The 26,384-nt window shown below is 71.0% G+C and carries 20 protein-coding genes, 1 tRNA gene and 1 pseudogene; 16 read left to right on the forward strand and 6 right to left on the reverse strand.

From position 1 onward, the window contains the following. The first annotated feature begins 5 nt into the window (after positions 1-5). From ACZ7L7_RS04920 to ACZ7L7_RS04960, 9 genes and pseudogenes are all read left to right on the forward strand, one after another. The gene (locus ACZ7L7_RS04920) at positions 6-1,937 is read left to right on the forward strand and encodes an acetyl/propionyl/methylcrotonyl-CoA carboxylase subunit alpha (RefSeq protein ID WP_471429078.1); all 1,932 of its coding nucleotides are present in this window, start codon (positions 6-8) and stop codon (positions 1,935-1,937) included. Continuing rightward, positions 1,934-2,878: a hydroxymethylglutaryl-CoA lyase gene (locus ACZ7L7_RS04925; protein WP_453606710.1), complete on the forward strand. Its 945-nt coding sequence runs from the start codon at positions 1,934-1,936 to the stop codon at positions 2,876-2,878. Before ACZ7L7_RS04920 ends, ACZ7L7_RS04925 begins: the two co-directional genes overlap by 4 nt. A 5-nt stretch (positions 2,879-2,883) precedes the next feature. Then, positions 2,884-4,044, forward strand: a complete 1,161-nt coding sequence (locus tag ACZ7L7_RS04930; protein ID WP_285510926.1) for an acyl-CoA dehydrogenase family protein — start codon at positions 2,884-2,886, stop codon at positions 4,042-4,044. Between the two features lie 173 nt (positions 4,045-4,217). Next, positions 4,218-5,261 (forward strand): ABC transporter substrate-binding protein, encoded by a 1,044-nt coding sequence (locus ACZ7L7_RS04935; RefSeq protein WP_471429074.1) that lies wholly within the window; start codon positions 4,218-4,220, stop codon positions 5,259-5,261. A 6-nt stretch (positions 5,262-5,267) separates the two neighbouring features. Continuing rightward, a pseudogene (locus ACZ7L7_RS04940) lies at positions 5,268-5,372 on the forward strand (siderophore-interacting protein); the annotation flags it as partial. A 437-nt stretch (positions 5,373-5,809) separates the two neighbouring features. Beyond that, the gene (desA, locus tag ACZ7L7_RS04945; protein WP_472074786.1) at positions 5,810-7,252 is read left to right on the forward strand and encodes a lysine decarboxylase DesA; all 1,443 of its coding nucleotides are present in this window, start codon (positions 5,810-5,812) and stop codon (positions 7,250-7,252) included. Continuing rightward, positions 7,236-8,519 (forward strand): lysine N(6)-hydroxylase/L-ornithine N(5)-oxygenase family protein, encoded by a 1,284-nt coding sequence (locus ACZ7L7_RS04950; RefSeq protein ID WP_472074788.1) that lies wholly within the window; start codon positions 7,236-7,238, stop codon positions 8,517-8,519. Before desA ends, ACZ7L7_RS04950 begins: the two co-directional genes overlap by 17 nt. Continuing rightward, positions 8,516-9,049 (forward strand): GNAT family N-acetyltransferase, encoded by a 534-nt coding sequence (locus ACZ7L7_RS04955; protein ID WP_285510923.1) that lies wholly within the window; start codon positions 8,516-8,518, stop codon positions 9,047-9,049. The genes ACZ7L7_RS04950 and ACZ7L7_RS04955 overlap by 4 nt, the downstream gene beginning before the upstream one ends. Continuing rightward, complete coding sequence (locus ACZ7L7_RS04960; protein WP_453605877.1) at positions 9,046-10,818, forward strand: IucA/IucC family protein; 1,773 nt, start codon at positions 9,046-9,048, stop codon at positions 10,816-10,818. The genes ACZ7L7_RS04955 and ACZ7L7_RS04960 overlap by 4 nt, the downstream gene beginning before the upstream one ends. Positions 10,819-10,903: 85 nt before the next feature. Here ACZ7L7_RS04960 and ACZ7L7_RS04965 read toward each other — a convergent pair whose 3' ends face one another. The 4 genes from ACZ7L7_RS04965 to ACZ7L7_RS04980 form a co-directional block, all read right to left on the reverse strand. Beyond that, on the reverse strand, positions 10,904-13,876 hold the full coding sequence (locus ACZ7L7_RS04965) for a hypothetical protein (RefSeq protein ID WP_472074790.1): 2,973 nt from the start codon (positions 13,874-13,876) through the stop codon (positions 10,904-10,906). 2 nt (positions 13,877-13,878) lie between these two features. After that, a complete protein-coding gene (locus tag ACZ7L7_RS04970; RefSeq protein WP_472074792.1) occupies positions 13,879-15,714 on the reverse strand; it encodes an HSP90 family protein in 1,836 nt (611 codons plus the stop codon). A 53-nt stretch (positions 15,715-15,767) separates the two neighbouring features. Next, positions 15,768-16,751, reverse strand: coding sequence for a hypothetical protein (locus ACZ7L7_RS04975; RefSeq protein WP_471591487.1), 984 nt, complete (start codon positions 16,749-16,751; stop codon positions 15,768-15,770). Positions 16,752-16,867: 116 nt separating this feature from the next. Continuing rightward, positions 16,868-18,481, reverse strand: coding sequence for a beta-N-acetylhexosaminidase (locus ACZ7L7_RS04980; protein WP_472074794.1), 1,614 nt, complete (start codon positions 18,479-18,481; stop codon positions 16,868-16,870). Between the two features lie 85 nt (positions 18,482-18,566). Between ACZ7L7_RS04980 and ACZ7L7_RS04985 the strand changes: the two genes are divergently transcribed. The 3 genes from ACZ7L7_RS04985 to glmS all read left to right on the forward strand — a co-directional run bounded on the left by ACZ7L7_RS04985 (position 18,567) and on the right by glmS (position 21,770). Then, positions 18,567-19,454, forward strand: a complete 888-nt coding sequence (locus ACZ7L7_RS04985; protein WP_471591489.1) for a DUF4429 domain-containing protein — start codon at positions 18,567-18,569, stop codon at positions 19,452-19,454. Positions 19,455-19,680: 226 nt separating this feature from the next. Next, positions 19,681-19,938: a hypothetical protein gene (locus ACZ7L7_RS04990; RefSeq protein WP_285510916.1), complete on the forward strand. Its 258-nt coding sequence runs from the start codon at positions 19,681-19,683 to the stop codon at positions 19,936-19,938. Positions 19,939-19,952: 14 nt separating this feature from the next. Then, entirely contained in the window at positions 19,953-21,770 is a 1,818-nt protein-coding gene (gene glmS / locus ACZ7L7_RS04995) for a glutamine--fructose-6-phosphate transaminase (isomerizing) (RefSeq protein ID WP_093721227.1), read from the forward strand. A gap of 185 nt (positions 21,771-21,955) precedes the next feature. Here the strand turns inward: glmS and ACZ7L7_RS05000 are convergent, their stop codons facing one another. Then, positions 21,956-22,522 carry a GPR1/FUN34/YaaH family transporter gene (locus tag ACZ7L7_RS05000; RefSeq protein WP_472074796.1) on the reverse strand — a complete coding sequence of 189 codons (567 nt, stop codon included), beginning with the start codon at positions 22,520-22,522 and terminating at the stop codon, positions 21,956-21,958. Positions 22,523-22,673: 151 nt separating this feature from the next. Further along, a complete protein-coding gene (locus tag ACZ7L7_RS05005) occupies positions 22,674-23,201 on the reverse strand; it encodes a universal stress protein (protein ID WP_285510914.1) in 528 nt (175 codons plus the stop codon). Between the two features lie 316 nt (positions 23,202-23,517). Here ACZ7L7_RS05005 and ACZ7L7_RS05010 point away from each other — a divergent pair, with 316 nt between their 5' ends. The 4 genes from ACZ7L7_RS05010 (at position 23,518) to ACZ7L7_RS05025 (ending at position 26,287) form a co-directional block, all read left to right on the forward strand. Next, the gene (locus ACZ7L7_RS05010; RefSeq protein ID WP_453605866.1) at positions 23,518-23,775 is read left to right on the forward strand and encodes a hypothetical protein; all 258 of its coding nucleotides are present in this window, start codon (positions 23,518-23,520) and stop codon (positions 23,773-23,775) included. Positions 23,776-24,152: 377 nt separating this feature from the next. Continuing rightward, positions 24,153-25,376, forward strand: coding sequence for a helix-turn-helix domain-containing protein (locus ACZ7L7_RS05015; RefSeq protein ID WP_453605864.1), 1,224 nt, complete (start codon positions 24,153-24,155; stop codon positions 25,374-25,376). A gap of 119 nt (positions 25,377-25,495) precedes the next feature. Then, positions 25,496-26,098: an oligoribonuclease gene (orn, locus tag ACZ7L7_RS05020; protein WP_453605862.1), complete on the forward strand. Its 603-nt coding sequence runs from the start codon at positions 25,496-25,498 to the stop codon at positions 26,096-26,098. Positions 26,099-26,214: 116 nt separating this feature from the next. Continuing rightward, positions 26,215-26,287, forward strand: a tRNA-His gene (locus ACZ7L7_RS05025). The last annotated feature ends 97 nt before the right edge of the window (positions 26,288-26,384 follow it).

Consider the following 26,384-nt stretch of genomic DNA (forward strand, 5'->3'; position numbering starts at 1 on the left):
GACCCATGTTTGACACAGTGCTCGTCGCCAACCGCGGTGAGATCGCCGTCCGGGTGATCCGCACCCTGCGCGCCCTCGGCGTCCGCTCGGTCGCCGTCTTCTCCGACGCCGACGCCGACGCCCGGCACGTCCGCGAGGCCGACACGGCGGTACGGATCGGACCGGCGCCCGCCACCGAGAGCTACCTGTCGGCGGAGCGGCTGCTGGAGGCCGCCGAGCGCACCGGCGCCCAGGCCGTCCACCCGGGGTACGGATTCCTCGCCGAGAACGCCGCCTTCGCGCGCGCCTGCGCCGAGGCGGGCCTGGTCTTCATCGGGCCGCCCGCCGAGGCGATCTCCCTGATGGGCGACAAGATCCGCGCCAAGGAGACCGTGAAGGCGGCCGGGGTGCCGGTCGTCCCCGGTGGCCGTGACCCCGAACTCGCCGCCGCGGCCCGCGAGCTGGGCGCGCCGGTGCTGCTCAAGCCCAGCGCGGGCGGCGGCGGCAAGGGCATGCGGCTGGTGCGGGACCTGGCGGTGCTGGGCGAGGAGATCGCGGCGGCCCGGCGCGAGGCGGCGTCCTCCTTCGGCGACGACACCCTGCTGGTCGAGCGGTGGATCGACCGCCCCCGGCACATCGAGATCCAGGTGCTGGCCGACGGCCACGGCCATGTCGTCCACCTCGGCGAGCGCGAGTGCTCCCTCCAGCGGCGCCACCAGAAGATCATCGAAGAGGCGCCCTCGGTCCTGCTGGACGAGGAGACCCGTGCCGCGATGGGCGAGGCGGCCGTGCAGGCGGCCCGCTCCTGCGGCTACCGGGGCGCGGGCACCGTGGAGTTCATCGTGCCCGGCGGAGACCCGTCGGCGTACTACTTCATGGAGATGAACACCCGCCTCCAGGTGGAGCACCCGGTCACCGAGCTGATCACCGGGATCGACCTGGTGGAGTGGCAACTGCGGGTCGCGGCCGGGGAGAAGCTGGCCTTCGCGCAGGACGACATCCGCCTGACCGGCCACGCCGTCGAGGCCCGCGTCTGCGCCGAGGACCCCGCGCGGGGCTTCCTGCCCTCCGGCGGCACGGTGCTGCGGCTGCGCGAGCCCGCCGGGGACGGCGTGCGCACCGACTCCGGGCTCACCGAGGGCACCGAGGTCGGCAGCCTGTACGACCCGATGCTTTCCAAGGTCATCGTGCACGCCCCGGACCGCCCGACGGCCCTGCGCAAACTCCGCGCGGCACTCGCGGAGACGGTGACGCTGGGCGTGCAGACCAACGCCGGGTTCCTGCGCCGCCTGCTGGCCCATCCCGCTGTGGTGGCCGGGGAGTTGGACACCGGGCTCGTCGAGCGCGAGGTCGACTCCCTGGTGTCGACGGAGGTCCCGGAGGAGGTGTACGCGGCGGCGGCGGCCGTACGGCTGGACGCGCTGAAGCCCGCAGGCGACGGCTGGACGGACCCGTTCTCGGTGCCGAGCGGCTGGCGCCTCGGCGGTACGGCCAAACCGCCCGCGTTCCCCCTGCGCGTACCGGGCCTCGACCCCGTCACCCAGGAGGCGCCCGGCACCGGCACGGTCACCGACGACGCCGTCTCCGTCACCCTCGACGGCGTCCGGCACACCTTCCACCGCGCCGCCGACTGGCTCGGCCGCGACGGTGACGCCTGGCACGTGCGCGACCACGACCCGGTCGCCGCCTCCCTCACCCGCTCCGCCCACTCCGGCGCCGACTCCCTCACCGCGCCCATGCCCGGCACCGTGACCGTGGTCAAGGTCGCCGTCGGGGACGAGGTGAGCGCCGGTCAGAGCCTGCTGGTGGTCGAGGCGATGAAGATGGAGCACGTCATCTCCGCCCCGCACGCCGGCACCGTCGCCGAACTGGACGTCAAGCCCGGCGCCACGGTCGCCATGGACCAGGTGCTCGCGGTCATCGCCCCGGCGGAGAGCGACGAGGAGGAATCCGCATGAGCACCCTGGACCTCGGCCTCCCCATGACCGTCCCCGCGCCCGGACTGCCCGCGCGGGTGCGCATCCACGAAGTGGGCGCCCGCGACGGACTGCAGAACGAGAAGGCGACCGTGCCGACCGAGGTGAAGGCGGAGTTCGTCCGCCGCCTCGCCGACGCGGGCCTGACCACCATCGAGGCGACCAGCTTCGTGCACCCCAAGTGGGTGCCCCAGCTCGCCGACGCCGAGCAGCTCTTCCCGCAGGTCTCCGACCTCCCGGTGGACCTGCCGGTGCTGGTGCCCAACGAGCGCGGCCTGGACCGCGCGCTCGCCCTCGGCGCGCGCCGGGTCGCCGTCTTCGCCAGCGCCACCGAGTCCTTCGCCAAGGCCAACCTCAACCGCACGGTCGACGAGGCGCTCGCCATGTTCGAGCCGGTGGTGGCCCGCGCGAAGGCGGAGGGCGTCCATGTGCGCGGCTATCTGTCGATGTGCTTCGGCGACCCCTGGGAGGGGCCGGTGCCCGCGGCCCAGGTGGTCCGGGTGTGCACGGCGCTGCTCGACCTGGGCTGCGACGAGCTGAGCCTCGGCGACACCATCGGCGTGGCCACCCCGGGCCAGGTGACCGCGCTGCTCACCGCGCTGAGCGCGGAGGGCGTGTCCACCGAGGCGCTGGGCGTGCACTTCCACGACACCTACGGACAGGCGCTGGCGAACACCCTCGCCGCGCTCCAGTACGGCGTCAGCACCGTCGACGCCTCCGCGGGCGGCCTGGGCGGCTGCCCGTACGCCAAGTCCGCCACCGGAAACCTCGCCACCGAAGACCTCGTGTGGATGCTGCACGGCCTCGGCATCGACACCGGGGTCGACCTCGGCCGTCTCGTCGCCACAAGCGAGTGGATGGCCGACCGACTGGGCCGCCCCAGCCCGTCCCGCACCGTACGAGCCCTCTCCCACAAGGAGTGACCCCCATGGACCACAAGCTCTCCCCCGAGCTCGAAGAACTGCGCCACACGGTGGAGGAGTTCGCGCACGACGTCGTGGCGCCCAAGATCGGTGACCTGTACGAGCGCCACGAGTTCCCCTACGAGATCGTCCGTGAGATGGGCCGCATGGGCCTGTTCGGGCTGCCCTTCCCCGAGGAGTACGGCGGCATGGGCGGCGACTACATGGCGCTCGGCATCGCCCTGGAGGAACTGGCCCGGGTCGACTCCTCGGTGGCCATCACCCTGGAGGCGGGCGTCTCGCTGGGCGCCATGCCGATCCACCTGTTCGGCACCGAGGAGCAGAAGCGCGCGTGGCTGCCCCGGCTGTGCACCGGCGAGATCCTCGGCGCCTTCGGACTGACCGAGCCGGACGGCGGCTCCGACGCGGGCGCGACCCGGACGACGGCCCGGCTGGACCCGGAGACCGACGAGTGGGTGATCAACGGCACCAAGTGCTTCATCACCAACTCCGGCACCGACATCACCGGTCTGGTCACGGTCACCGCCGTCACCGACCGCAAGCCCGACGGCCGCCCCGTGATCTCCTCGATCATCGTCCCGTCCGGCACCCCGGGCTTCACGGTCGCCGCCCCGTACTCGAAGGTCGGCTGGAACGCCTCCGACACCCGGGAGCTGTCCTTCGTCGACGTGCGGGTGCCGAAGGCGAACCTGCTGGGCGTGGAGGGCCGGGGCTACGCCCAGTTCCTGCGCATCCTCGACGAGGGCCGGATCGCCATCGCGGCGCTGGCGACGGGTCTTGCGCAGGGCTGTGTGGACGAGTCGGTGAAGTACGCCAAGGAGCGGCACGCCTTCGGCCGTCCGATCGGCGCCAACCAGGCGATCCAGTTCAAGATCGCCGACATGGAGATGAAGGCCCACACCGCCCGGCTGGCCTGGCGGGACGCGGCCAGCCGACTGGTGACGGGAGAGCCGTTCAAGAAGGAGGCGGCGCTGGCGAAGCTGTACTCCTCCACGATCGCGGTGGACAACGCCCGCGACGCCACCCAGATCCACGGCGGCTACGGCTTCATGAACGAGTACCCGGTGGCCCGGATGTGGCGGGACTCCAAGATCCTGGAGATCGGCGAGGGCACCAGCGAGGTCCAGCGGATGCTGATCGCGCGGGAGCTGGGGCTGGTGGGGTAAGCGCTCCGTTCCTGGCAAGGCCCCAGGCAGAGGCCCGATTTCCGTCCGGTGGACGGGAGTTGGGCCTCTGTGCGTGCAGGGCGTGACCCCGCCCCTGGACATCTGATGAGGTTAGGCTAACCTACCTTCGAATTGTCCGGCGCAAGATCGCCCTGTTCGAAAGCAGCGTACCCATGCCCAACGCAGCCACCCACCTCACCCGCCGTGGCATCCTCGCCGCGGGCGGAGCCCTCGGCCTCGGTGCCGTGCTCGCCGCCTGCGGGGACGACGACGCGAAAAGCGGTGGCTCCGGCGAGGAGAAGGCCGCCGCGAAGTCCGGCCCCTGGACCTTCAAGGACGACCGCGGCGAGACCGTGAAGCTCGACAAGGTGCCGGCGAACATCGTCGCGTTCACCGGCGTCGCCGCCGCCCTCTTCGACTACGGCATCCAGGTCAAGGGTGTCTTCGGCCCGACCACGACCAAGGAGGGCAAGCCCGACGTCCAGGCCGGCGACCTCGACGTCAGCAAGGTCACCGTGCTCGGCAACGAGTGGGGCAAGCTCAACATCGAGAAGTACGCGGCCCTCTCCCCCGAGGTGCTCATCACCACCACCTTCGACGACGCCGGCACCCTGTGGTCGGTGCCGCTGGAGTCCGCCGACAAGATCGCCAAGCTCGCCCCGGACGTCGCGATCTCCGTATTCGACCGCCAGCTGAGCCAGCCGCTGGAGCGCATGTGGGAGCTGGCCGAGTCGCTGGGCGCGGACATGAAGTCCGACAGGATCGCCGACTCCAAGAAGAAGTTCGAGGCCGCCGCCGCCCGGCTGCGCGCCGCCGCCAAGGCCAAGCCCGACATCAAGGTGCTGGCCGGTTCCGCCTCCCCGGAGATCTTCTACGTCTCCGGCACCAACTTCTCCATCGACCTGGAGTACTTCAAGGCCCTCGGCGTGAACTTCGTCGAGCCCTCGGAGAAGGCCAAGGAGGCCAACGGCGGCTGGTTCGAGTCGCTGAGCTGGGAGCAGGTCGACAAGTACGACGCGGACATCATCATCATGGACGACCGCTCCTCGACCCTCCAGCCCGCCGACATCACCGAGGCGACCTGGAAGAAGCTGCCGGCCGTCAAGGCGGGCCAGGTCATCCCACGTTCGCCGGAGCCGATCCTGTCCTACGACAAGTGCACCCCGCTGCTGGAGAACCTGGCCGAGGCGCTTGAGAACGCCAAGAAGGTTTCCTGACCTGCCATTGCCACGACCGTAGCCGTCTCGTTCCGTTTCTCCGCCCTTGAGGTCGTACGGACGAGGCGGCTCGGTCCGTCCCTGGTCCGGGTGTCCTGGGGCAGCCTGGACGGAGGGTCACGGGGTACTCCGTGGCGCCGCTCTTGAACTGCACCGGCGTGTCGCCCCCCAGGGGCGCGGGGAACTGCGCGAGCAACCCCCACCCACCCGCACCCGAAAGGCGACCGGCCACCCCCCAGGGGCGCGGGGAACTGCGCGACCAGCCCCCACGCACCCGCACCCGACACACAACGCCCCCGGGGTCGAAGGGGCAGAGCCCCTGGGGGAGGGACGGGTAAGGGCGGCGGGGGCGAAAGAAGGCACCCCTCGAACCCGCTGCCGGGGATGCAGCGGTGAGTGGAGCGGTGGACGTGACGACCGTCACGGGCGGGGGCGGGTTCGGTATGCGCAACGCGTGATCGAATTAGGTTAGGCTTACCTAAGTCGACACCACGTCACTCGTCCCCACTCCCCCCACTCCGCACCGGTTTCCCCTCGGAGGACCCCCCATGCGCTCGCACCTGCTCAACGACACGACCGCGGAGCAGTACCGCCGCTCCGTGACCGAAGGCATAGAGCGGGTGGCCACCAAACTCGCCACCACCAAGCGCCCGTTCACCGGGGTCACCGTCGACTCCCTCGCCCCCGTCATCGACGCGATCGACCTCGACAAGCCGCTGCACGACACCGCCGCCGTGCTGGACGAACTGGAGGACGTCTACCTCCGGGACGCGGTCTACTTCCACCACCCCCGCTACCTCGCCCACCTCAACTGCCCCGTGGTGATACCGGCGGTGCTCGGCGAGGCCGTCCTGTCCGCCGTCAACTCCTCCCTGGACACCTGGGACCAGTCGGCCGGCGGCACGCTCATCGAGCGCAAGCTCATCGACTGGACCACGGCCCGTATCGGCCTCGGCCCCGCCGCCGACGGCGTGTTCACCTCCGGCGGCTCCCAGTCCAACCTCCAGGCCCTGCTGCTGGCCCGCGAGGAGGCCAAGACCGACTCCCTGGCCAAGCTGCGGATCTTCGCCTCCGAGGTCAGCCACTTCAGCGTGAAGAAGTCCGCCAAACTCCTCGGCCTGAGCGCGGACGCGGTGCTCTCCATCCCCGTCGACCACGACAAGCGCATGCAGACCGTCGCCCTCGCCCGCGAGCTGGAGCGCTGCGTCGAGGCCGGCCTCGTCCCGATGGCCGTCGTCGCCACCGCCGGCACCACCGACTTCGGCTCCATCGACCCGCTGCCCGAGATCGCGGAGCTGTGCGGGCACTACGAGACCTGGATGCACGTGGACGCCGCCTACGGCTGCGGGCTGCTCGCCTCGGTGAAGTACCGGGACCGGATCGACGGCATCGAGCGCGCCGACTCGGTCACCGTCGACTACCACAAGTCCTTCTTCCAGCCCGTGAGTTCCTCCGCCGTGCTGGTCCGGGACGCGGCCACCCTGCGGCACGCCACCTACCACGCCGAGTACCTCAACCCGCGCCGCATGGTGACCGAGCGCATCCCCAACCAGGTCGACAAGTCCCTGCAGACCACCCGCCGCTTCGACGCGCTGAAGCTGTGGATGACCCTGCGTGTGATGGGCGCCGACGGCATCGGGCAGCTCTTCGACGAGGTCGTCGACCTCGCCGCCGCGGGCTGGAAACTGCTCGCCGCCGACCCGCGCTTCGACGTGGTCGTCCAGCCGAGCCTGTCCACCCTGGTCTTCCGCTACATCCCGGCCGCCGTCACCGACCCGGCCGAGATCGACCGCGCCAACCTCTACGCCCGCAAGGCCCTGTTCGCCTCCGGAGACGCCGTCGTCGCGGGCACCAAGGTCGCGGGCCGCCACTACCTGAAGTTCACCCTGCTCAACCCCGAGACCACGACGGCCGACATCGCCGCCGTCCTCGACCTGATCGCCGGCCACGCCGAGCAGTACCTGGGAGAGTCCCTTGACCGCGCTTGCTGAATCCCCGAACAAGACCTACGACCTCGTGGGAATCGGGCTCGGCCCGTTCAACCTCGGCCTGGCCTGCCTCACCGAGCCCATCGACCAACTGGACGCCGTCTTCCTGGAATCCAAGCCCGACTTCGAGTGGCACGCCGGCATGTTCCTCGACGGCGCCCACCTGCAGACCCCGTTCATGTCGGACCTGGTCACCCTCGCCGACCCGACCTCGCCGTACACCTTCCTGAACTACCTGAAGGAGAAGGGACGGCTGTACTCCTTCTACATCCGCGAGAACTTCTACCCGCTGCGCGTCGAGTACGACGACTACTGCCGCTGGGCCGCGAACAAGCTGAGCAGCGTCCGCTTCAACACCACCGTCAGCGAGGTGACGTACGACGAGGCCGAGGGGCTGTACGTCGTCGGCACCACCGGCGGTGACCGCTACCGGGCCAAGCACCTGGTCCTCGGCACCGGGACCACCCCGCACTACCCGGAGGCCGTCAAGGGCCTGAGCGGCGACTTCTTCCACAGCTCCCGCTACGTACAGCACAAGGCGGAGCTGCAGAAGAAGGAGTCGATCACGATCGTCGGCTCCGGCCAGTCCGCCGCCGAGATCTACTACGACCTGCTCTCCGAGATCGACGTCCACGGCTACCGGCTGAACTGGGTGACCCGCTCCCCGCGCTTCTTCCCGCTGGAGTACACCAAGCTCACGCTGGAGATGACCTCGCCGGAGTACATCGACTACTTCCGCGCGCTGCCGGAGGCGACCCGCTACCGGCTGGCCGCGCAGCAGAAGGGCCTGTTCAAGGGCATCGACGGCGACCTCATCAACGAGATCTTCGACCTGCTGTACCAGAAGAACCTCGGCGGCCCGGTCCCCACCCGGCTGCTCACCAACTCCTCGCTGAACGCGGCCCGTTACGGGAACGGCACCTACACCCTCTCCTTCCGCCAGGAGGAGCAGGAGAAGGAGTACGAGCTCCAGACCCAGGGCCTGGTCCTGGCCACCGGATACGCCTACGCCGAGCCGGAGTTCCTGAAGCCGGTGCAGGACCGGCTGGTGCGCGACGAGCACGGCAACTTCGACGTGGCCCGCAACTACGCCATCGACGTCACCGGCCGGGGCGTGTTCCTGCAGAACGCCGGGGTGCACACCCACAGCATCACCAGCCCCGACCTGGGCATGGGCCCCTACCGCAACAGCTACATCATCCGTGAGCTGCTCGGCAGCGAGTACTACCCGGTCGAGAAGACCATCGCGTTCCAGGAGTTCGCCGTATGACCTTCACCTTCCGCCCGCTCGACCCGCTGAGGGACGCCGAGCTGCTGCACCGCTGGGTCACCCACCCCAAGGCGGCCTTCTGGATGATGCAGGACGCCCGTCTGGTGGACGTGGAGCGCGCCTACATGGAGATCGCGGCCGACGAGCACCACCACGCCCTGCTCGGCCTCGACGAGCACGGCACCCCGGCGTTCCTCATGGAGAAGTACGACCCCGCCCACCGCGAACTGGTCGGCCTCTACGAACCGCAGCCCGGCGACATCGGCATGCACTTCCTCACCCCGCCCACCGACCGGCCCGTGCACGGCTTCACCCGGGCGGTCATCACCGCCGTGATGGCACACCTCTTCGAGGACCCCGCCGTGCGCCGTGTGGTCGTCGAACCGGACGTCTCCAACAAGGCCGTGCACGCACTGAACGAGGCCGTCGGCTTCGTCCCCGAGCGGGAGATCCAGAAGCCGGAGAAGCGGGCCCTGCTCAGCTTCTGCACCCGCGAGCAGTTCCTGGCCGCGACGGGGGTGGCCGCATGAGCCTCGCCGACTCCGTCGCCCATCTCTCCCCCGAACGCTGGGCGGAGGCCAACCGCAGGCTCGTGCGCAAGGCGCTCGCCGAGTTCGCGCACGAGCGGCTGATCACGCCCGAGGCCACGGCCGACGGCGGCTTCGAGGTGCGCGCCGACGACGGACGGACCGTGTACCGGTTCACCGCCGTCCGCCGCGCCCTCGACCACTGGCAGGTCGACGCCGCCTCGATCTCCCGTCACCGGGACGGCGCCGACCTGCCCCTGGCGGCACTCGACTTCTTCATCGAGTTCCAGAAGTCCCTGGGCCTGAGCGACGCGATCCTGCCGGTCTACCTGGAGGAGGTCTCCTCCACCCTCTCCGGCATCTGCTACAAGCTCACCAAGCCGCAGGTCCCGGCCGCCGAACTGGCCCGCGCGGGCTTCCAGGCGATCGAGACCGGCATGACCGAGGGCCACCCCTGCTTCGTGGCCAACAACGGGCGGCTCGGCTTCGGCATCCACGAGTACCTGGCGTACGCGCCGGAGGCCGCGAGCCCGATCCGGCTGGTGTGGCTGGCCGCGCACCGCTCGCGGGCCGCGTTCACGGCCGGCGTCGGCATCGACTACGAGTCCTTCGTCCGCGCCGAGTTGGGCGAGGCGACCGTCGAGCGGTTCCACGCCGTGCTGCGCGAGCAGGACCTGGACCCCGCCGACTACCTGTTCATCCCGGTCCACCCCTGGCAGTGGTGGAACAAGCTGACCGTCACCTTCGCCGCCGAGGTGGCCCGCAAGCACCTGGTGTGCCTGGGCGAGGGCGACGACGAGTACCTGGCCCAGCAGTCCATCCGGACCTTCTTCAACACCTCCGCCCCCGAGAAGCATTATGTGAAGACGGCTCTGTCCGTGCTCAACATGGGCTTCATGCGCGGTCTTTCGGCGGCGTACATGGAGGCGACCCCGGCCATCAACGACTGGCTGGCCCAGCTGATCGAGAACGACCCCGTGCTCCGGGAGACGGGCCTGACGATCATCCGCGAGCGCGCGGCGGTCGGCTACCGGCACCTGGAGTACGAGGCGGCGACGGACCGCTACTCGCCGTACCGCAAGATGCTGGCCGCGCTGTGGCGGGAGAGCCCGGTGGGCTCCCTGACGGAGGGCGAGACGCTCGCCACCATGGCCTCGCTGGTCCACCAGGACCACGAGGGCGTCTCGTTCGCTGCGGCGCTGATCGGGCAGTCGGGGCTGACGCCCGTGGAGTGGCTGCGCCGCTACCTGAGGGCGTACTTCACCCCGCTGCTGCACAGCTTCTACGCCTACGACCTGGTGTTCATGCCGCACGGCGAGAACGTGATCCTGGTCCTGAAGGACGGTGTCGTCCAGCGCGCGGTCTACAAGGACATCGCCGAGGAGATCGCGGTCATGGACCCGGAGGCGGTCCTGCCGCCGGCGGTCGAGCGGATCCGCGTGGACGTCCCCGAGGACACGAAACTGCTGTCGATCTTCACGGATGTCTTCGACTGCTTCTTCCGCTTCCTCGCGGCGCACCTGGCCGAGGAAGGTGTCCTCACCGAGGACGAGTTCTGGGGCACGGTCGCCGAGGTCACCCGCGAGTACCAGGCATCCGTGCCGGAGTTGGCCGAGAAGTTCCGCCAGTACGACATGTTCGCCCCGGAGTTCGCCCTGTCCTGCCTCAACCGCCTCCAACTGCGCAACAACCAGCAGATGGTGGACCTGTCGGACCCGGCGGGCGCGCTCCAGCTGATCGGCACGCTGAAGAACCCGATCGCGGGCCGGTAGCGGCCGCACAGACCGGCGGGCGCCCCAGGAGTACGGTCCTCCTGGGGCGCCCGTCAGCGTTTCCGTTCCCGTCCCAGTCCTCGTCTCAGTTCCCGTCGCGCAACTGGGCCGCCAGCTCCGTCAGCGGCTCGATGTCCTCGGTGAGGCCGAGCGGGGTCAGCCGGGTGATCGCCGCGTCCAGGCGGGCCAGCGCGGGGGCGGTGCGCTCCAGGTAGATGCCCTCCAGCGCGGAGGCGAGACGGACGCACTCGGCCCACTCGCCCGCCTTCGCCGCGTCCTCGCCCGGCTCGCCGAGCAGGGCCATGGCCTTCTCCAGCGCCACGATCCCGTCCTCGTAGGCGCGGGCGTGGGCGTGGACCCTGCCGTACTCGTAGGCCAGCGCGGTGTCCAGGGAGCGCCCGTGGGCCTGGAACCCGGCCTCGCGCGCCTCGTCGGCGACCCGTCCGGCGTCCTCCAGGAACCCGAGGGCGGCGGGCAGACCGTCCGGCCCCTGCCGCTGCGCCTGGAGCCGGGCGAGTTCGCGCAGACAGTTGCTGAGCTGCTCGAAGCGCGGTTCCCGGGCGTGCGCGGCGAGGGCCTGGTCGGCCGCTTCCCGGGCGCGGTCGAACTCCCCGGACTCGGCGAGCAGTACGGCCGTCTCCGCCGCGATCATGGCGTGGCTGCCGGGGTCGTCGTCCCACTTCGCCGACTCGGCAGCGAGGGCGACGAACTCGGCGGTGGCGGCCTTCAGGTCCTCGCCCGCGTGCAGGGCGCGGGCCCGGGTCAGCCGGAGCTGGGCGAGCAGCCGGTCGTCCAACTCACCGACCTTGGCGTCCGGTTCGGCGAGCACGGAGTCGAGCAGCGCGATGCAGTCCTCGACCCGGCCCAGGTCCAGGGTGAGCCGGGCGGCGTTGCTGTACGTGCAGAACGCGTCGAAGCGGCTGCCCGCGCGCAGCTCCAGCTCGGCGCACCGGGTCAGGTGCCGCAGTGCCTCGTCGGGGCGGCCCAGGTGCAGGCACGCCTCGGCCAGGTCGTTGTGCAGGCGGGCGACGCCGAGCCCCACGGTGGGCCACTCGGCGCTCACCCGCAGCGCCTCGGACAGATCCGCGTACGCGGCCTCGGCGTCCCCCATCCCGAGCTGCGCCTTGCCGCGCAGTCCGAGCACCCGGGGCAGGTGCCAGGCGGGGCCCTGTTCCCTCAGCCGGCCGAGGAGCGCGTCGAGTTCGGTGACGGCGGTGGGCAGATCGCCGGAGATGGCGTAGGTGGTCGCCCGCAGCAGCACGGCACCGGAGATCTGCCCGGGGATGTCGTGCCGGGTGGCGAACTCGTGCAGCCCCCCGACCTCGGCGAGGACCTGCTCGGCGTGCTCCGGATCGCGCGAGATCTGGAACCGCAGCGCCTGCGCGGTCGCCCGCATCCGCAGCAGCCGCGCCTCGTGGACGGGCCGCAGCCCGCAGACCTGCTCGTGCAGCCGGACGATCGCGTCGTACGCCTCGCCCAGGGCCTTGGCCTTCACCGCGTCCTCGGTCTCGGCGGAGGCCTTCTCGCCGGAGGCGTCCTCGGCGGCGGCGTCCTTCCCGGACAGCTCCGCCTCGGCCAGCAGGGCGCCGGCGCGGGCGACGGCCGCGAGGCCCGGTTCACCGTCGGCCTCGTACAGCTCCGCGGCCTCCTGGAAGCGGGCCGCGGACTCGGCGTAGGCGTCGCGTTCGCCCAGGCGGTTGCCCTCGTCCTCCAGCAGGTCCGCGCGCAGCCGCGTCAGCGAACCCAGGGCCGGGTCGTCGGGGTGGGTGTAGCCGGGCTCGGCGACCAGGGCGCGCAGCCGTTCCCAGCAGGCGCGCGAGTCCGGGTGGCCCTGCTCGTCCAACTCCCGTGCCCGTGCGATGAGTTCCGGCAGTTCCTCCGGGACGGAGGCGGTCGCGGGGGTGGCGGCGGGCACGACGGGGGCGGCCGGGGCCACGTCCTCCAGGGTGCGGGTGCGCAGGGTCAGTTCCAGCGACTCCAGCAGCGGCGCCCGCTCCAGCCGGGCCCGGCGCCGCTCGATGTGCGTGCTGGTGCCGTTGCGGGCGTCGAAGCGGGCGGCCAGGTCGTCGGCGCGGCCCTGGATCTCGGCGCGCAGGGTGGCCACGGTCCAGGTGCGCCCGGCGTACCCGGCGGCGGGCAGGTCCCCGTGGCCGAGTTGCTCGACGCGCCGGAGCAGGACCTCCACGCCGGTGAGGAAGTGGAGCTGGTCCAGCGGCGAGTCGACCTCCGCGAACAGGTTCCGGTTCTCGGCCAGCAGCTCCAGACCGCGCGCCTCGTTGCCGGTGAGCGCGCAGAACTCCAGGTGCCGCCCGACCTCCGGCGCCATGGAGGGGTTGCGGCGGCAGCCGCGGTACCCGGCGAGGTGCAGCTCGCGTGCCTGGTCGGTGCGGCCGGTGCGCAGGAGGGGCAGCAGCGCGTACGACACGGAGCGGGCGGGCTCCTCCTGGCAGGACTCCTTCCCGGACAGGACGGGCTCCCAGATCCGCAGCGCCCGCTCGTCGTCGCCCGCCGCGAGGTGGTACAGCGCCCGCTCGCAGATCTCGCACGCCTCGCAGTCGCTCAGCTCGGTGCGGGTGCGGCCCGCCCACAGCTCGTAGGCGAGCGCGGTGTCCTCGCCCACGTGCGCGGCGAGCTGGTAGGCCTGCCCGTAGTACGGCTGGAGGCCGAGGCCCGCCTTCTCGTAGCGGTCGCGCATCTCCGTCTGCCACTGGCGCAGGCTGGCCAGGGGTATCTCGGGCAGCTGGCGCAGGGCGTTGGCGACCCACTTGAACCGCCAGAACAGCATGTGCCGCAGCCGCCCGTCGAAGACGTCGGGCTGCTCGTCGAAGAGGTTCAGCAGCCGGGCGAAGACGACCGGCGACTTACGCGGCTCGGAGCCGTAGGTATAGGCCTCCTGGAGCTCCAGCAGCGCGTGGATCAGGGGTTCGTGCTCGCCGAACTGTTCGGCGGCGTCGACGAGTTCCTCGGCGGTGAGGGTGCGGGTGCGGCCGTAGGGGCGGCGGTCGTTCTCGCGCAGCGCCTCGTACAGCTCGTCGGTGGTCTGGGGTGCGGTCGGCATCGTCAGCTGTCCTTGCGCAGGGCGTGGGCGAGAAGGTCGAGGAAGGAGCGGTTGATCAGGCTCGACTCGGCGGGCCTGAGCGGGCGGCGGGAGAGCATCGCGGCCTGCCCGTAGAGGGCTTCGGCGCTGGTGCGGGCCAGCTCGGGTTCGTCGATGGTCAGGGCGGTGCGCACCAGCGGGTTGAGCTGGTTGAGGATGAGCTGGGCGCGCGGGGCCTCCTGGCGCAGGGCGCCGAGGATGTCGCCCCAGATGCCGCCCTCCTGTTCCCGGGCGAGCTGGGAGCGGGTGCGCTCGTGGCGGGCCTCGCGGCTGTCCATGAGCAGGGCGGGCGCGGAGGCCGGCTGGAAGGTGCGCAGCGCGACGTCGACGTCGAAGACGGCGAGGGCGTCCCGGGCCTGGGCGAGGTAGGCCGCGGCGGCCAGCTCGGTCTCCCGGTCGACCGGGTCGAGGTGGGCGGTGAGGGTGGCCGGGTCGAGGTCGGCGACGCTGATCTCGGGCCGTACCTCGGGCAGCCGGTGCACCAGGTCGCGGTCGTAGGTGTAGCCGCCGTTGACGACGCCGAGTCCGGCGGCGGAGGCGATGGCGGCGATCTGCCGGAACTCCTCCACGGTGGAGGTGACCAGCACGGTGCGGTGGGTGCGCGCGAACTCGTCGAGGGTGCAGTGCCCGTCGGTGGTCTCGAACGGCAGCCAGGGCAGCAGCATCCGCAGGATCTCGTCGTCGTGCACGGCGAGCGACTTCACCGCCAGGTGGTGGGCCTGGAGGAAGCGGCCGAGCAGGTCGGGGTCGCTGGCGGCGGCGCGGGCGATCCAGGCGCGCAGCCGCTCGGCGAGCGCGTCGCGGACGGCGGCGAGGGTGTCGTCCTCGTACAGGGACTCGCGGGAGGCGGTGGGGCGCAAGCTCTCGGCGTCGACGACGCAGCGGACGAAGAACGCCCACTCGGGCAGGATCTCCTCGGCCTGCTCGGACAGCAGCATGCCCTTGACGTGCACCCGGTGCCCGTGGCGGCGCCCGGCGGGTACGGCCTCGGGCAGCACGCAGGCGATGCCCTTCAGGCCGACGGCGGGCAGGTCCAGTTCGATGGTGTCCAGCGGCTTGAAGCCGAACACCTCCTCGCCGTACGCGGCGAGCGCACGGGCCCGGGCGCCCGGGGTGGGGTGGCTCTGCGCCCAGGGCGCGGGCTCGGGGTTGACGGGCGCGGCCGGTCCGGCGGTGCCGTCGTCGAAGGTGACCGGGTGGCGCAGCAGGGACCCGAAGTGCCGGGCCAGGGAGTGCACCTGGGCGGGTCGGGTCCACTCGGCGGCGTCCGCGCGCGGGGTCAGCGTGACCGTCGTACCGGGGCGGGGCCGGCTGGAGGCGGGCAGGGTGCGCACGCTGTACGAGCCGTCCCCGCGGCCCCGCCACTCCACGGCCGGGGCGTCGGGGGTGCGGGCGGAGCGGCTGACGACGTGGATCTCGTCGGCGACCAGGAAGCAGGACAGCAGACCGATGCCGAACTGGCCGATGAAGTCGGCGCGCTGCTCGGCGATCTTCTCGGCGCGCTTGCTGCTGCGGCCGATGGTGGCGAGGAAGGTGTGCACATCGGCCTCGGTGAGACCGACGCCGTCGTCCTCGACGCGTACGACGGAGCCGTCGGCGTACAGCCGGATGCCGAAGGCGCCCGCGGGGGCGTCGGGTTCGAGGGTGTGCCGGGCGGTGAGCGCGTCCACCGCGTTCTGCATCAGTTCACGCAGGTAGACGCGGGGGCTGGAGTAGAGGTGGTGGGAGAGGAGGTCGACGAGGCCGCGCAGGTCGACCTGGAAGGTGCGGTCGGCGGCGGCGTTCGCGGGCAGAGTCATCGGCAGTTCCGGTAATCGGGGCGCGGGCGGCGGGGTGACGGGGTGCGGCGGGCTCAGAAGGCCTTGCGGAAGCGCGCGTACACCTTCTGCGGGTCCGACATGTACGTCCAGGGCCACTCGGTGTACACGCCCTCCAGCTCGCGGAAGACGTTCGAGGCCGTGCTGCTCCCGGCAAGGGAGAGGGCCATGGCGAACATGTTGTAGTCGCCCTGCCAGCCGAGGCGCCGCTCGTAGGCGTGGTGCAGGATGCTGCGCTCGGCGGCCTGCCTCAGCTCGGTGCGGATCCGGGGCTGCTGGAGGCAGTTCTTGTCGTCGGACTCCACCCACTCCTCGATGTACGCCATGGCCAGCACGCAGCCGAGCCGGTGCCCGTCGGGTGCGGCGGCGTACGCCTCGCGGGCGTACTCCAGGGCCTGCCCCGGCTCGCCGCCCCAGCGGGGCTGGAGCTGCGAGAGCCAGGCGAGGTGGGTGTCCAGGTCCAGCGGGTCACGGCGCAGCGCGGCGTCCCGCCGGGCCTCGGCGACCGAGGAGTCGAGGGACATGCCGCGCGCGGAGGTGAGCAGGTGGCGCCAGGGCGTGATCCACTCCGGGCGCAGTTCGGCCGCCTCCAGCAGGTGTTCCTCGGCGATGCGGAGCCGCTCGAAGAAGGTCTGCCACTGCTCCCGTGAGACGTTGGCGGCACGGTCGGCGGTGCGCGCCTCCCAGCCCCAGTGGATGTGTCGGATACCGGATATCAGCAGGGCGGTCGCCCGGTGCTCCTTGTCCTCCTCGACGGCCCGGACGATCCAGTCCTGCACCCCGTCGAGCTCGGCCAGTTGGCCGATGACGGCGTGGTCGCGGCCCGGGTCGAAGGGGTCGAGCGCCGCCTTGACGGCCGCCCAGTCGCCCGCCTGGGCGGCCTCGATCAGGGTGAGCACCCGGGTGTCGCCGAGCGCGACCAGCTCGTACGTGCCGTTCTTGCGCTTGCGCGGAGCGGGGAGAGCATGCGGATCGCCGTCCGTTCTCTCCCCGCCCCTGCCGAACAGACTGCCGAACATTGCGCGCCCTCCCCTGATCCACGTGATCGTCGCGGTGCAGCATAAGGGCACCCTCCGACATCGCTTCCACAGGGTTTTCGCGGGACGCACACGTTTTCGGGCAGCTCGGTGACGTCCTACTCAGCGGGCCAAGGCACCTGCGGTGACCGGTGGAAGCCGATCCCCAGTGCCTCCCAGCGCGGTGCCTGGGCGGCGAGACGCACCCGGTAGTCCTCCCAGTCGTGCGTCCCGGCGGGCGACCAGCCGAGCTCCGCCACCCCGGCCGCGCGCGGGAACGCCATGAACTCGATGTGCTCGGAGTTCTCCAGCGTCTCGCTCCACAGCGGCGCCTCGACCCCGCGCACCGCGGACTGCGGCACCCCCGGCAGATAGGTTCCCGGGTCCCAGTCGTAGGAGCGTCGTACGTCGACATAGCCCGCCCAGGACAGGCCGAGCGGGGTGTTCGCGTCGTACTTCATGTCCAGGTAGATCCGGTCGGCGGGCGACAGGATCAGCCCGGTGCCGTTCCGTGCCGCCGCGGCCACCTGGGCCTTCTCCTCGGCGCCGGTCCCGTCGAGCCCCCAGTACTGGGCGAGCGCCCCCTGCACCGGGGAGGCGCCGGTGAGCTGGTGCCAACCGACCACCGTCTTGCCGTACTTGGTGACGGTCCGCTGGGCGCGCTCCATGAACGCCAGGTAGTCCTCGTGCGGGGTGGAGTGCGCCTCGTCGCCGCCGATGTGCAGATAGCGGCCGGGTGTGAGCGCGGCCAGTTCCCGGATCACGTCGTCGACGAAGTCGTACGTGATCTCCTTGCCGACGCACAGCGAGCTGAAGCCGACCTCGGTGCCGGTGTAGAGCGGCGGCGCCACTGAGTCACAGTTCAGTTCGGCGTACGAGGCGAGGGCCGCGTTGGTGTGGCCGGGCATGTCGATCTCGGGGACGACCTCCAGGTGCCGGGAGGCGGCGTAGCGGACGATCTCCTTGTAGTCGGCCTTGGTGTAGTAGCCGCCGGGGCCGCCGCCGACCTCGGTGGAGCCGCCGTAGGTGGCAAGGCGCGGCCAGGAGTCGACGGCGATGCGCCAGCCCTGGTCGTCACTGAGGTGCAGATGCAGCCTGTTGAACTTGTACAGCGCCAACTGGTCGATGTACCGCTTGACTTCGCCGACGTCGAAGAAGTGCCGGGAGACGTCGAGCATGGCGCCGCGCCAGGCGTAGCGCGGCCGGTCCTCGATGGTGCCGCCCGCCACCGGCCAGGGGCCGGGCTGCACGGAGTCCTTCTCGACGGCCGCGGGCAGGAGCTGGCGCAGGGTCTGGACGCCGTGGAAGAGGCCGGCGGGCTCGGCGGCGGTGATGACGACGCCCTCGCGGCCGCTGTCGAGGCGGTACCCCTCCGCGCCGAACGGGCCCTTCTTCAGGCGCAGTTGGATGCCGCCCGCGCCGTGGGTGGTGACGGGGAGGCGGTAGCCGGTGGAGGGGCGCAGTATCCCGGCGAGGTACTCGCCGACGCGGCGCGTCTCGCGGGAGGCGTCCACGCGGATGTGGGTGGCGCGGGTGATGCGGTAGGGGGAGCCGCCCGGTTGGGCCGAGGCGGGCGCGGGGACCACCCGGTCGAGCGGGATGGCGGTCGCGGACGCGGCCGGTGCGGGGGCGGCGCCGGTGAGCGAGGCGCCCGCCGCGATCAGCAGCAGGGATCCGAGAAGGCGAAGCGTTCTGTGGTGCTGTCTCACAAAACCGTCCCTTCCATGAGCCATGGCCTGTGGCCGGTGTCCATAAGCCATGGAACCCCCAAAGAGGTCTGGACCACTCTCTCGTGAGACAGATGAAACAATCCACCCCATGGCGGAAATCATCCAGAAGGACGGCACCTGGGCCTTCGACGGGGACGCACTGCGGCTGACGCCCGGACGGGACAAGAACGTCAGCCTCCTCCGCAAGACCCTGGGTGAACTCGTCGTCCCCCTGGGCGCGTTGGCGGGGGTCTCGTTCGAGCAGGGCAAGAAGGCGGGGCGGCTCCGGCTGCGCCTGCGGGACGGCGCGGACCCGCTGCTGCACGCCACCGGCGGACGGCTCACCGAACCCCACGACCCGTACCAGCTGATAGTCGAACCCGGCCGCTACGGCGTGGCCGAGTACTTCACCGAGGAGGTGCGCACCGCCCTGATGCTGGACCAGGTCCCCTCGGACCCGGTGCGCGAGTACCTCCTGCCGGGCCCGCCGGTCCCGCTGTCGGTCTCGGCCGGGGACGGCACCGCGAGCTTCGACGGGGAGCGGATCCGACTGGAGTGGAACTGGAAGACGGAGGACGCCAAGGCGGCGGCCGGGGCCCGCACGCTGAACCTGGAGGACATCACCGGGGTGGAGTGGCTGCCCGCCGCAGGCCTGGAGAACGGCCACCTGCGCTTCATCGTGCGGGGCGCCCCGACCGAGGCCCCGCCGAAGTACGACCCGAACGCGGTGGAGCTGTGGGGCTTCAAGAAGGACCCCCTGATGGCCCTGGTCGCGGCAGCCGTCCAGGCCCGCCTCCCGCACCCGGCGGCGCCCCCGGACGACGTACGGCACCCGGACCCCGAACCGGACCGCACCGCGCTGCCCCCGGCGCCCGCCGAGGACGACCACGACGCCCTGCTGCGCCGTCTGCGCGAGCTGGGCGAACTCCACCGCACGGGAGTCCTCACGGACGAGGAGTTCGCCCTCGCCAAACAGGCCGTCCTGAAGCGCATGTGACACCCGCCCCGGGGACCCGCCAGGGGGAGCCCGTCACCCGTTCGACGCGCCGCCCTTCACGGCCGGACTGCCCCAGGGGGCGGGCCTCCCGCGAACAATTCCCAGCCCCGACCCCGGTGCTCATGTACACCGGCCCCTTAGCACCTTTCGGGCTCCCCGACACACCCCTGCCCGAAATCGGGCAGAATTCTTGCGAAAGCCGTGGCGGTACCTCAGGATCTACCGGGTGCACGACGAACTCGTTGATCATCTGACGCGCACCACCCCCCTGAACCGGGGCGAGGCGCTGCGGGTGATCCAGGACGTGCTCGCCTACTTCGACGAGACGACCGAGGAGTTCGTCCGTCGCCGCCACCGCGAGCTCCAGGCCCAGGGCCTGGTGAACGCGACGATCTTCGAACGGATCTCGGCGGACCTGAAATACCGGGCGGTGGCACCGCCGGAGCTGACCCTCCGGCAACTGCGCCGCATCGTCTACGGCTAGGGATACCTCTATATATGTGCGGAATCGTCGGATACATCGGGAAGCGTGATGTGGCTCCCCTGCTGCTGGAGGGCCTGCAGCGGCTGGAGTACCGCGGCTACGACTCAGCCGGCATAGCGATCACCTCCCCGAAGACGGCCGGGCTGAAGACGGTGAAGGCCAAGGGCCGGGTCCGCGACCTGGAGGCCAAGGTCCCGGCGCGCTTCAAGGGCACCACCGGTATCGCCCACACCCGCTGGGCCACCCACGGCGCCCCCTCCGACGTGAACGCCCACCCGCACCTGGACGCCGAGGGCAAGGTCGCCGTCGTCCACAACGGCATCATCGACAACGCCGCCGACCTGCGCCGCAAGCTGGAGGCGGACGGCGTGGAGTTCCTCTCCGAGACCGACACCGAGGTCCTCGTCCACCTCATCGCCCGCTCGCAGGCCGAGAAGCTGGAGGACAAGGTCCGCGAGACCGTCCGGCTGATCGAGGGCACGTACGGCATCGCCGTGCTGCACGCCGACTTCCCGGACCGCATCGTGGTGGCCCGCAACGGCTCCCCGGTCGTCCTCGGCATCGGCGAGAAGGAGATGTTCGTCGCCTCCGACATCGCCGCCCTGGTCGCCCACACGCGGCAGATAGTCACCCTCGACGACGGCGAGATGGCCACCCTCAAGGCCGACGACTTCCGCACCTACACCACCGAGGGCACCCGCACCACCGCCGAGCCCACCACCGTGGAGTGGGAGGCCGCCTCCTACGACATGGGCGGCCACGACACCTACATGCACAAGGAGATCCACGAGCAGGCCGACGCCGTGGACCGCGTGCTGCGCGGCCGGATCGACGACCGCTTCTCCACCGTGCACCTCGGCGGCCTCAACCTGGACGCCCGCGAGGCGCGCCGGATCCGCCGCGTGAAGATCCTCGGCTGCGGCACCTCGTACCACGCGGGCATGATCGGCGCCCAGATGATCGAGGAGCTGGCCCGTATCCCCGCCGACGCCGAGCCCGCCTCGGAGTTCCGCTACCGCAACGCGGTCGTGGACCCGGACACCCTCTACATCGCGGTCTCGCAGTCCGGTGAGACCTACGACGTCCTCGCGGCCGTCCAGGAGCTCAAGCGCAAGGGCGCGCGCGTCCTCGGCGTGGTCAACGTGGTCGGCTCGGCCATCGCCCGCGAGGCGGACGGCGGCGTCTACGTGCACGCGGGCCCCGAGGTCTGCGTGGTCTCCACCAAGTGCTTCACCAACACCACGGTCGCCTTCGCGCTGCTCGCCCTGCACCTGGGCCGCACCCGGGACCTCTCGGTCCGCGACGGCAAGCGGATCATCGAGGGCCTGCGCAAGCTGCCCGCCCAGATCTCCGAGATGCTGGAGCAGGAGGACGCGATCAAGAAGCTGGCCGAGGAGTACGCCCAGGCCCGCTCGATGCTCTTCATCGGCCGCGTCCGGGGCTACCCGGTGGCCCGTGAGGCCTCCCTGAAGCTCAAGGAGGTCTCCTACATCCACGCCGAGGCCTACCCGGCCTCCGAGCTCAAGCACGGCCCGCTGGCCCTGATCGAGCCGGCCCTCCCCACGGTCGCGATCGTCCCCGACGACGACCTGCTGGAGAAGAACCGCGCCGCGATGGAGGAGATCAAGGCCCGCAGCGGCAAGATCCTGGCGGTGGCCCACCAGCACCAGGAGAAGGCGGACCAGACCATCGTGGTCCCGAAGAACGAGGACGAGCTGGACCCGATCCTGATGGGCATCCCGCTGCAGCTCCTCGCCTACCACACGGCCCTCGCCCTGGGCCGGGACATCGACAAGCCGCGCAACCTCGCCAAGTCGGTGACGGTCGAGTAGCCGACACCTCCCGGACGACCGAACAGCCAACGCCTTCCGGACGGTTGGGCGGCGGGCGCCTCCCGGACGGTCGAGCGGCCGGCACCCGCCGGACATGGGACGGCCCCCCACGTGATGCCACCACTCACGCGGGGGGCCGTTCGGTCGGCCGGGGCGCGCCCAACACCCCGGCCTCGGCTGCCCTATCAGCCGGTGGCCGTCACCCCCCGGCCGGCAGCCCGCCGAGAAATCGACGTGGGCCAGTGGGCCAGTGCCGCCGTGGCGGCGTACCAGGCCACCGCGCCCGCGGCGACCGCGCACCAGCCGCCGACCTTCGCCAGTCCGTCGTTCTCGGCGAACATGGCGATGGACAGCAGCAGCAACGACAGGGAGAACAACCCGTAGGCGCCCTGGCCGAGTTGATCGCCGCCCGCGAGGGTCAGCGAGAGCGCCACCAGGGCGAACAGCAGCAGGAACAGCCCCGCCGCGTTCGCGGAGACGGTCGCGTCGGCGGAGACGGCCCAGGTGAACCACAGCGCGCCGAGCGCGGTGAAGGCCGTACCGGAGGCGTTGTCGTGGTCCCGGAATGCCAGCAGACCGGCGACGAAGAGGGCAACACCGCCCACGTACTGGGCGATTGAGACGGCGTCAGCGGCCGAGACACCGTCGATGACTTCGGTGTACCCGAGGCCGAAGGCCAACAGGGTTATTCCGAGGGCGAGTCGGCCGACCACGGTGGTGGTCCCGCTTCCCGCGGAGACGTCTTTGTCCACGGCGGGCTCCCTTCATGCATGTTCAGTTGCGCGGTGAACCATATATGCCCTTCACAAGAGCACAAACACCTCTACGCGCCAGTAGATTCATGCGTACGGGAGGGGGGTCGGTGGATCGCCGACGGCACATCTCACCTGGAACGACGGCGAGTTACGGAATGACGACGACGGGCCGCTGCGCCCGCTTGGCGAGCCGCCCCGCCACGGAGCCGAAGATCCGCCCCACGATGCCATGGGTGGAGCCCACCACGATGGCGTCCGCCTCGTACTCGCGGCCCACCTCTTCGAGCTCGTGGCAGATGTCGCCGCCGCGCTCGACCAGGATCCAGGGCACCTCGGCCAGATAGTCCGCGCAGGCCAGCTCCAGGCCCAGCACCTCGGTGCGGTGATCGGGCACATCCACGAAGACCGGCGGCTCGCACCCCGCCCAGACGGTGGTGGGCAGCCGGTTGGCCACATGCACGATGATCAGGCCGGAGCCGGAGCGGTGGGCCATACCGATGGCGTAGGCCAGGGCGCGCTCACTGGAGGTGGAACCGTCGAAACCGACCACGACGCCGTGCTTGAAGGCGGGGTCGCAGGAATGGCGTGACTCGTCCGCCGCCAGGGGCTCGGCCGCCGTGGGGTCGGCGACGGGCCGCTTGCGGTCCGCGGGTTCGAAGAATTCGTGACCGGCCATGGCTGTCTCGGCGTTGTGATCCTTGTGTGGGTGGGACGACAGTGTGTGGTCGGAGCTGTGTCCGGGAAACATCTTCCCAACCCCATACCCCCAAGGGTACGGCGGCACGCCTCCTTAGCCCAGATCCCGCGGGGTGCTCCAGCGGGGGTTCCAGGGAGCATGCACGAGGGTGCGCCCGTAACGCAATGGTTGCTGCCCTGTACAGGCGGTTTGCACAGGAAGCGGGCCACCGCGGACGTCACGGGCGGGCCGCGGACAGTGACCGACGGCTCGAACACGCGTTGATCCCGGCGAACCGCCGAACAGGGAGCACGCGATGCCGGGACAGCAGCCCCACGACTCCACCACCGACGTGGTCCGCTGGGCGGCCTTCTCCTGCGTCCTCGTCCCGGTCCTCCTCCTCTGGTACGGCACCTCACTGGCCGGCGCCACCGGGACCGCGCTCGGCCTCGCCGCCGTCACCGCCGTCTGCCGGATCCTGCTGCGCCGGTCCGAGCGCGGGGCGGCCACCGCACCCGGCGCCGGCTCCGCCCGGCGCGGACGGCACTCCGGGGGAAATACACCGGGCGGCTGACCGGTTTCCATGCCCCCGGGCGATTCTTTTCAGCCAACTTCCGGCGACCACGCATCCCTACCCCGAACCACCCCTCAACCCCCGTTCGACCTGCACGAAAAGGGTCTGAGGGGTGTCGCGCACCCTACGTGGTTTGGCCACGGCGACAAGGCGCACTTCCCTGCACGGCCCCTGAGTGCAACGCTTCGTGATCGAATGCTTCACGCCAAGTTGCCAAGTCGACAATGTGCCGAATGCCGAACCGGCCACTGAGGCACAACGCGACACAGTAGATTCGATCTTGACTGTCTACGGCGGGGGACTCGTGCAGGACCGAGGGGAAACGTGCAGGAGCGACACAACCGAGGAGCCGCGACCACCGAGGGGGGCTTAGCAGTATGAGCCACGACTCCACTGCCGCGCCGGAAGCCGCGACCCGGAAACTCTCCGGGCGCCGCCGCAAGGAGATCGTCGCGGTGCTGCTGTTCAGCGGCGGCCCCATTTTCGAGAGTTCCATACCGCTGTCGGTGTTCGGGATTGACCGCCAGGACGCCGGCGTGCCGCGCTACCGACTGCTGGTGTGCGGCGGCGAGGAAGGCCCGCTGCGGACCACAGGGGGCCTGGAACTCAGCGCGCCACATGGGCTGGAGGCGATCTCACGGGCGGGCACGGTTGTCGTGCCGGCCTGGCGCTCGATCACCTCACCGCCACCGGAGGAAGCGCTCGACGCGCTGCGCCGGGCGCACGACGAAGGGGCCCGCATCGTAGGGCTGTGCACCGGCGCGTTCGTGCTCGCCGCTGCCGGCCTGCTGGACGGCCGCCCCGCGACCACCCACTGGATGTACGCGCCGACGCTGGCCAAGCGCTATCCGTCGGTGCACGTGGATCCACGGGAACTCTTCGTGGACGACGGGGACGTGCTCACTTCGGCCGGTACGGCCGCGGGCATCGACCTCTGCCTCCACATCGTGCGGACCGACCACGGCAACGAGGCGGCCGGTGCGCTGGCCCGCCGTCTGGTCGTCCCGCCGCGCCGGACGGGAGGCCAGGAACGCTACCTGGACCGCTCTTTACCAGAAGAGATCGGCGCCGACCCGCTGGCCGAGGTCGTCGCCTGGGCGCTGGAACACCTCCACGAGCAGTTCGACGTGGAGACCCTCGCGGCGCGGGCGTACATGTCCCGCCGCACGTTCGACCGCCGCTTCCGTTCACTGACGGGATCGGCGCCGCTGCAGTGGCTGATCACCCAGCGGGTGCTGCAGGCACAGCGGCTGCTGGAGACGTCGGACTACTCGGTGGACGAGGTCGCGGGGCGCTGCGGCTTCCGCTCGCCGGTGGCCCTGCGCGGGCACTTCCGGCGCCAGCTCGGCTCGTCGCCCGCCGCCTACCGGGCGGCGTACCGGGCCCGGCGCCCGCAGGGTGACCGGCCGGCCGCGGACGCCGACACCGCCCCCGGCCCGACGCCCGCGCTCCACCCGGAGCCCGGCCCGGTCCCGCTGCAGACCCGCCGCACCCCCGCGCCGACGTCGATGGGCCAGGCCCTCGCCGCGGCGGCCGCGGAGAGCGGCCGGGAGAGCTACGTGGCGCGGGCCACACTGCCGGGACAGCGCAGCGGCAGCTGAGCCCCGGACGTACGACGGACGCCGGGCAGGTGTACGAACCTGCCCGGCGTTTCGTGTCCGCGGAGCCCGGGAGCCACCGCGAGGCCCACAAACGGTGACGTCAGCTTTAGGGTGGTCGCATGAACGATCGCATGGTGTGGATCGACTGCGAGATGACCGGCCTCTCGCTGTCCGACGACGCGCTCATCGAGGTTGCCGCCCTCGTCACCGACTCCGAGCTGAACGTGCTCGGCGACGGTGTGGACATCGTCATCCGCCCGCCGGAGTCGGCGCTGGAGACGATGCCGGAAGTGGTGCGTCAGATGCACACCGCGTCCGGCCTGCTGGACGAGCTGGCCGGCGGTACGACGCTGGCGGACGCCGAGGCCCAGGTGCTGGCGTACGTACGCGAGCACGTCAAGGAGCCCGGCAAGGCGCCGCTGTGCGGGAACTCGGTCGGCACCGACCGCGGCTTCCTGCTGCGGGACATGCCGACGCTGGAGGACTACCTGCACTACCGGATCGTGGACGTCTCCTCGATCAAGGAGCTGGCCCGGCGCTGGTACCCGAGGGCGTACTTCAACAGCCCGGAGAAGAACGGCAACCACCGGGCGCTGGCCGACATCCGCGAGTCGATCGCGGAGCTGAAGTACTACCGCGAGGCCGTCTTCGTACCCCAGCCGGGCCCGGACACCGAGACCGCCCGGGCCATCGCCGCGAAGTACGTCGTACCTGCTCAGTAGCGGTTCCGGGGGTCCCTCCGGGGACCCCGGGAAAAGGCGGGCGCGAGCACCCCTTCGGACCCTGTACACTTTTTCTCGGCCGGTCGGTGAACCACCAAGGGAAACCGCCGGTCATGGTGGGTGTAGCTCAGCTGGTAGAGCACCTGGTTGTGGTCCAGGATGCCGCGGGTTCGAGTCCCGTCACTCACCCTTAATGATCAAGGGCTGACCTGTGGAAACAGGTCAGCCCTTCGTCGTCCTCAGCCCTTTGGGAACAATCGGGAACACCGCCCCCTCCCGAGCGCCC

This window comes from Streptomyces sp. NPDC110618 (genome assembly GCF_055657065.1).

Bases quoted from the DNA above. Each gene is read 5' to 3' on its own strand.
- ACZ7L7_RS04920 (WP_471429078.1), top strand. From the start codon at position 6: ATGTTTGACACAGTGCTCGTCGCCAACCGCGGTGAGATCGCCGTCCGG.
- ACZ7L7_RS04925 (WP_453606710.1), top strand. From the start codon at position 1,934: ATGAGCACCCTGGACCTCGGCCTCCCCATGACCGTCCCCGCGCCCGGA.
- ACZ7L7_RS04930 (WP_285510926.1), top strand. From the start codon at position 2,884: ATGGACCACAAGCTCTCCCCCGAGCTCGAAGAACTGCGCCACACGGTG.
- ACZ7L7_RS04935 (WP_471429074.1), top strand. From the start codon at position 4,218: ATGCCCAACGCAGCCACCCACCTCACCCGCCGTGGCATCCTCGCCGCG.
- desA (WP_472074786.1), top strand. From the start codon at position 5,810: ATGCGCTCGCACCTGCTCAACGACACGACCGCGGAGCAGTACCGCCGC.
- ACZ7L7_RS04955 (WP_285510923.1), top strand. From the start codon at position 8,516: ATGACCTTCACCTTCCGCCCGCTCGACCCGCTGAGGGACGCCGAGCTG.
- ACZ7L7_RS04960 (WP_453605877.1), top strand. From the start codon at position 9,046: ATGAGCCTCGCCGACTCCGTCGCCCATCTCTCCCCCGAACGCTGGGCG.
- ACZ7L7_RS04965 (WP_472074790.1), bottom strand. From the start codon at position 13,876: ATGCCGACCGCACCCCAGACCACCGACGAGCTGTACGAGGCGCTGCGC.
- ACZ7L7_RS04970 (WP_472074792.1), bottom strand. From the start codon at position 15,714: ATGACTCTGCCCGCGAACGCCGCCGCCGACCGCACCTTCCAGGTCGAC.
- ACZ7L7_RS04975 (WP_471591487.1), bottom strand. From the start codon at position 16,751: ATGTTCGGCAGTCTGTTCGGCAGGGGCGGGGAGAGAACGGACGGCGAT.
- ACZ7L7_RS04980 (WP_472074794.1), bottom strand. From the start codon at position 18,481: ATGGCTCATGGAAGGGACGGTTTTGTGAGACAGCACCACAGAACGCTT.
- ACZ7L7_RS04985 (WP_471591489.1), top strand. From the start codon at position 18,567: ATGGCGGAAATCATCCAGAAGGACGGCACCTGGGCCTTCGACGGGGAC.
- glmS (WP_093721227.1), top strand. From the start codon at position 19,953: ATGTGCGGAATCGTCGGATACATCGGGAAGCGTGATGTGGCTCCCCTG.
- ACZ7L7_RS05005 (WP_285510914.1), bottom strand. From the start codon at position 23,201: ATGGCCGGTCACGAATTCTTCGAACCCGCGGACCGCAAGCGGCCCGTC.
- ACZ7L7_RS05010 (WP_453605866.1), top strand. From the start codon at position 23,518: ATGCCGGGACAGCAGCCCCACGACTCCACCACCGACGTGGTCCGCTGG.
- ACZ7L7_RS05015 (WP_453605864.1), top strand. From the start codon at position 24,153: ATGAGCCACGACTCCACTGCCGCGCCGGAAGCCGCGACCCGGAAACTC.
- orn (WP_453605862.1), top strand. From the start codon at position 25,496: ATGAACGATCGCATGGTGTGGATCGACTGCGAGATGACCGGCCTCTCG.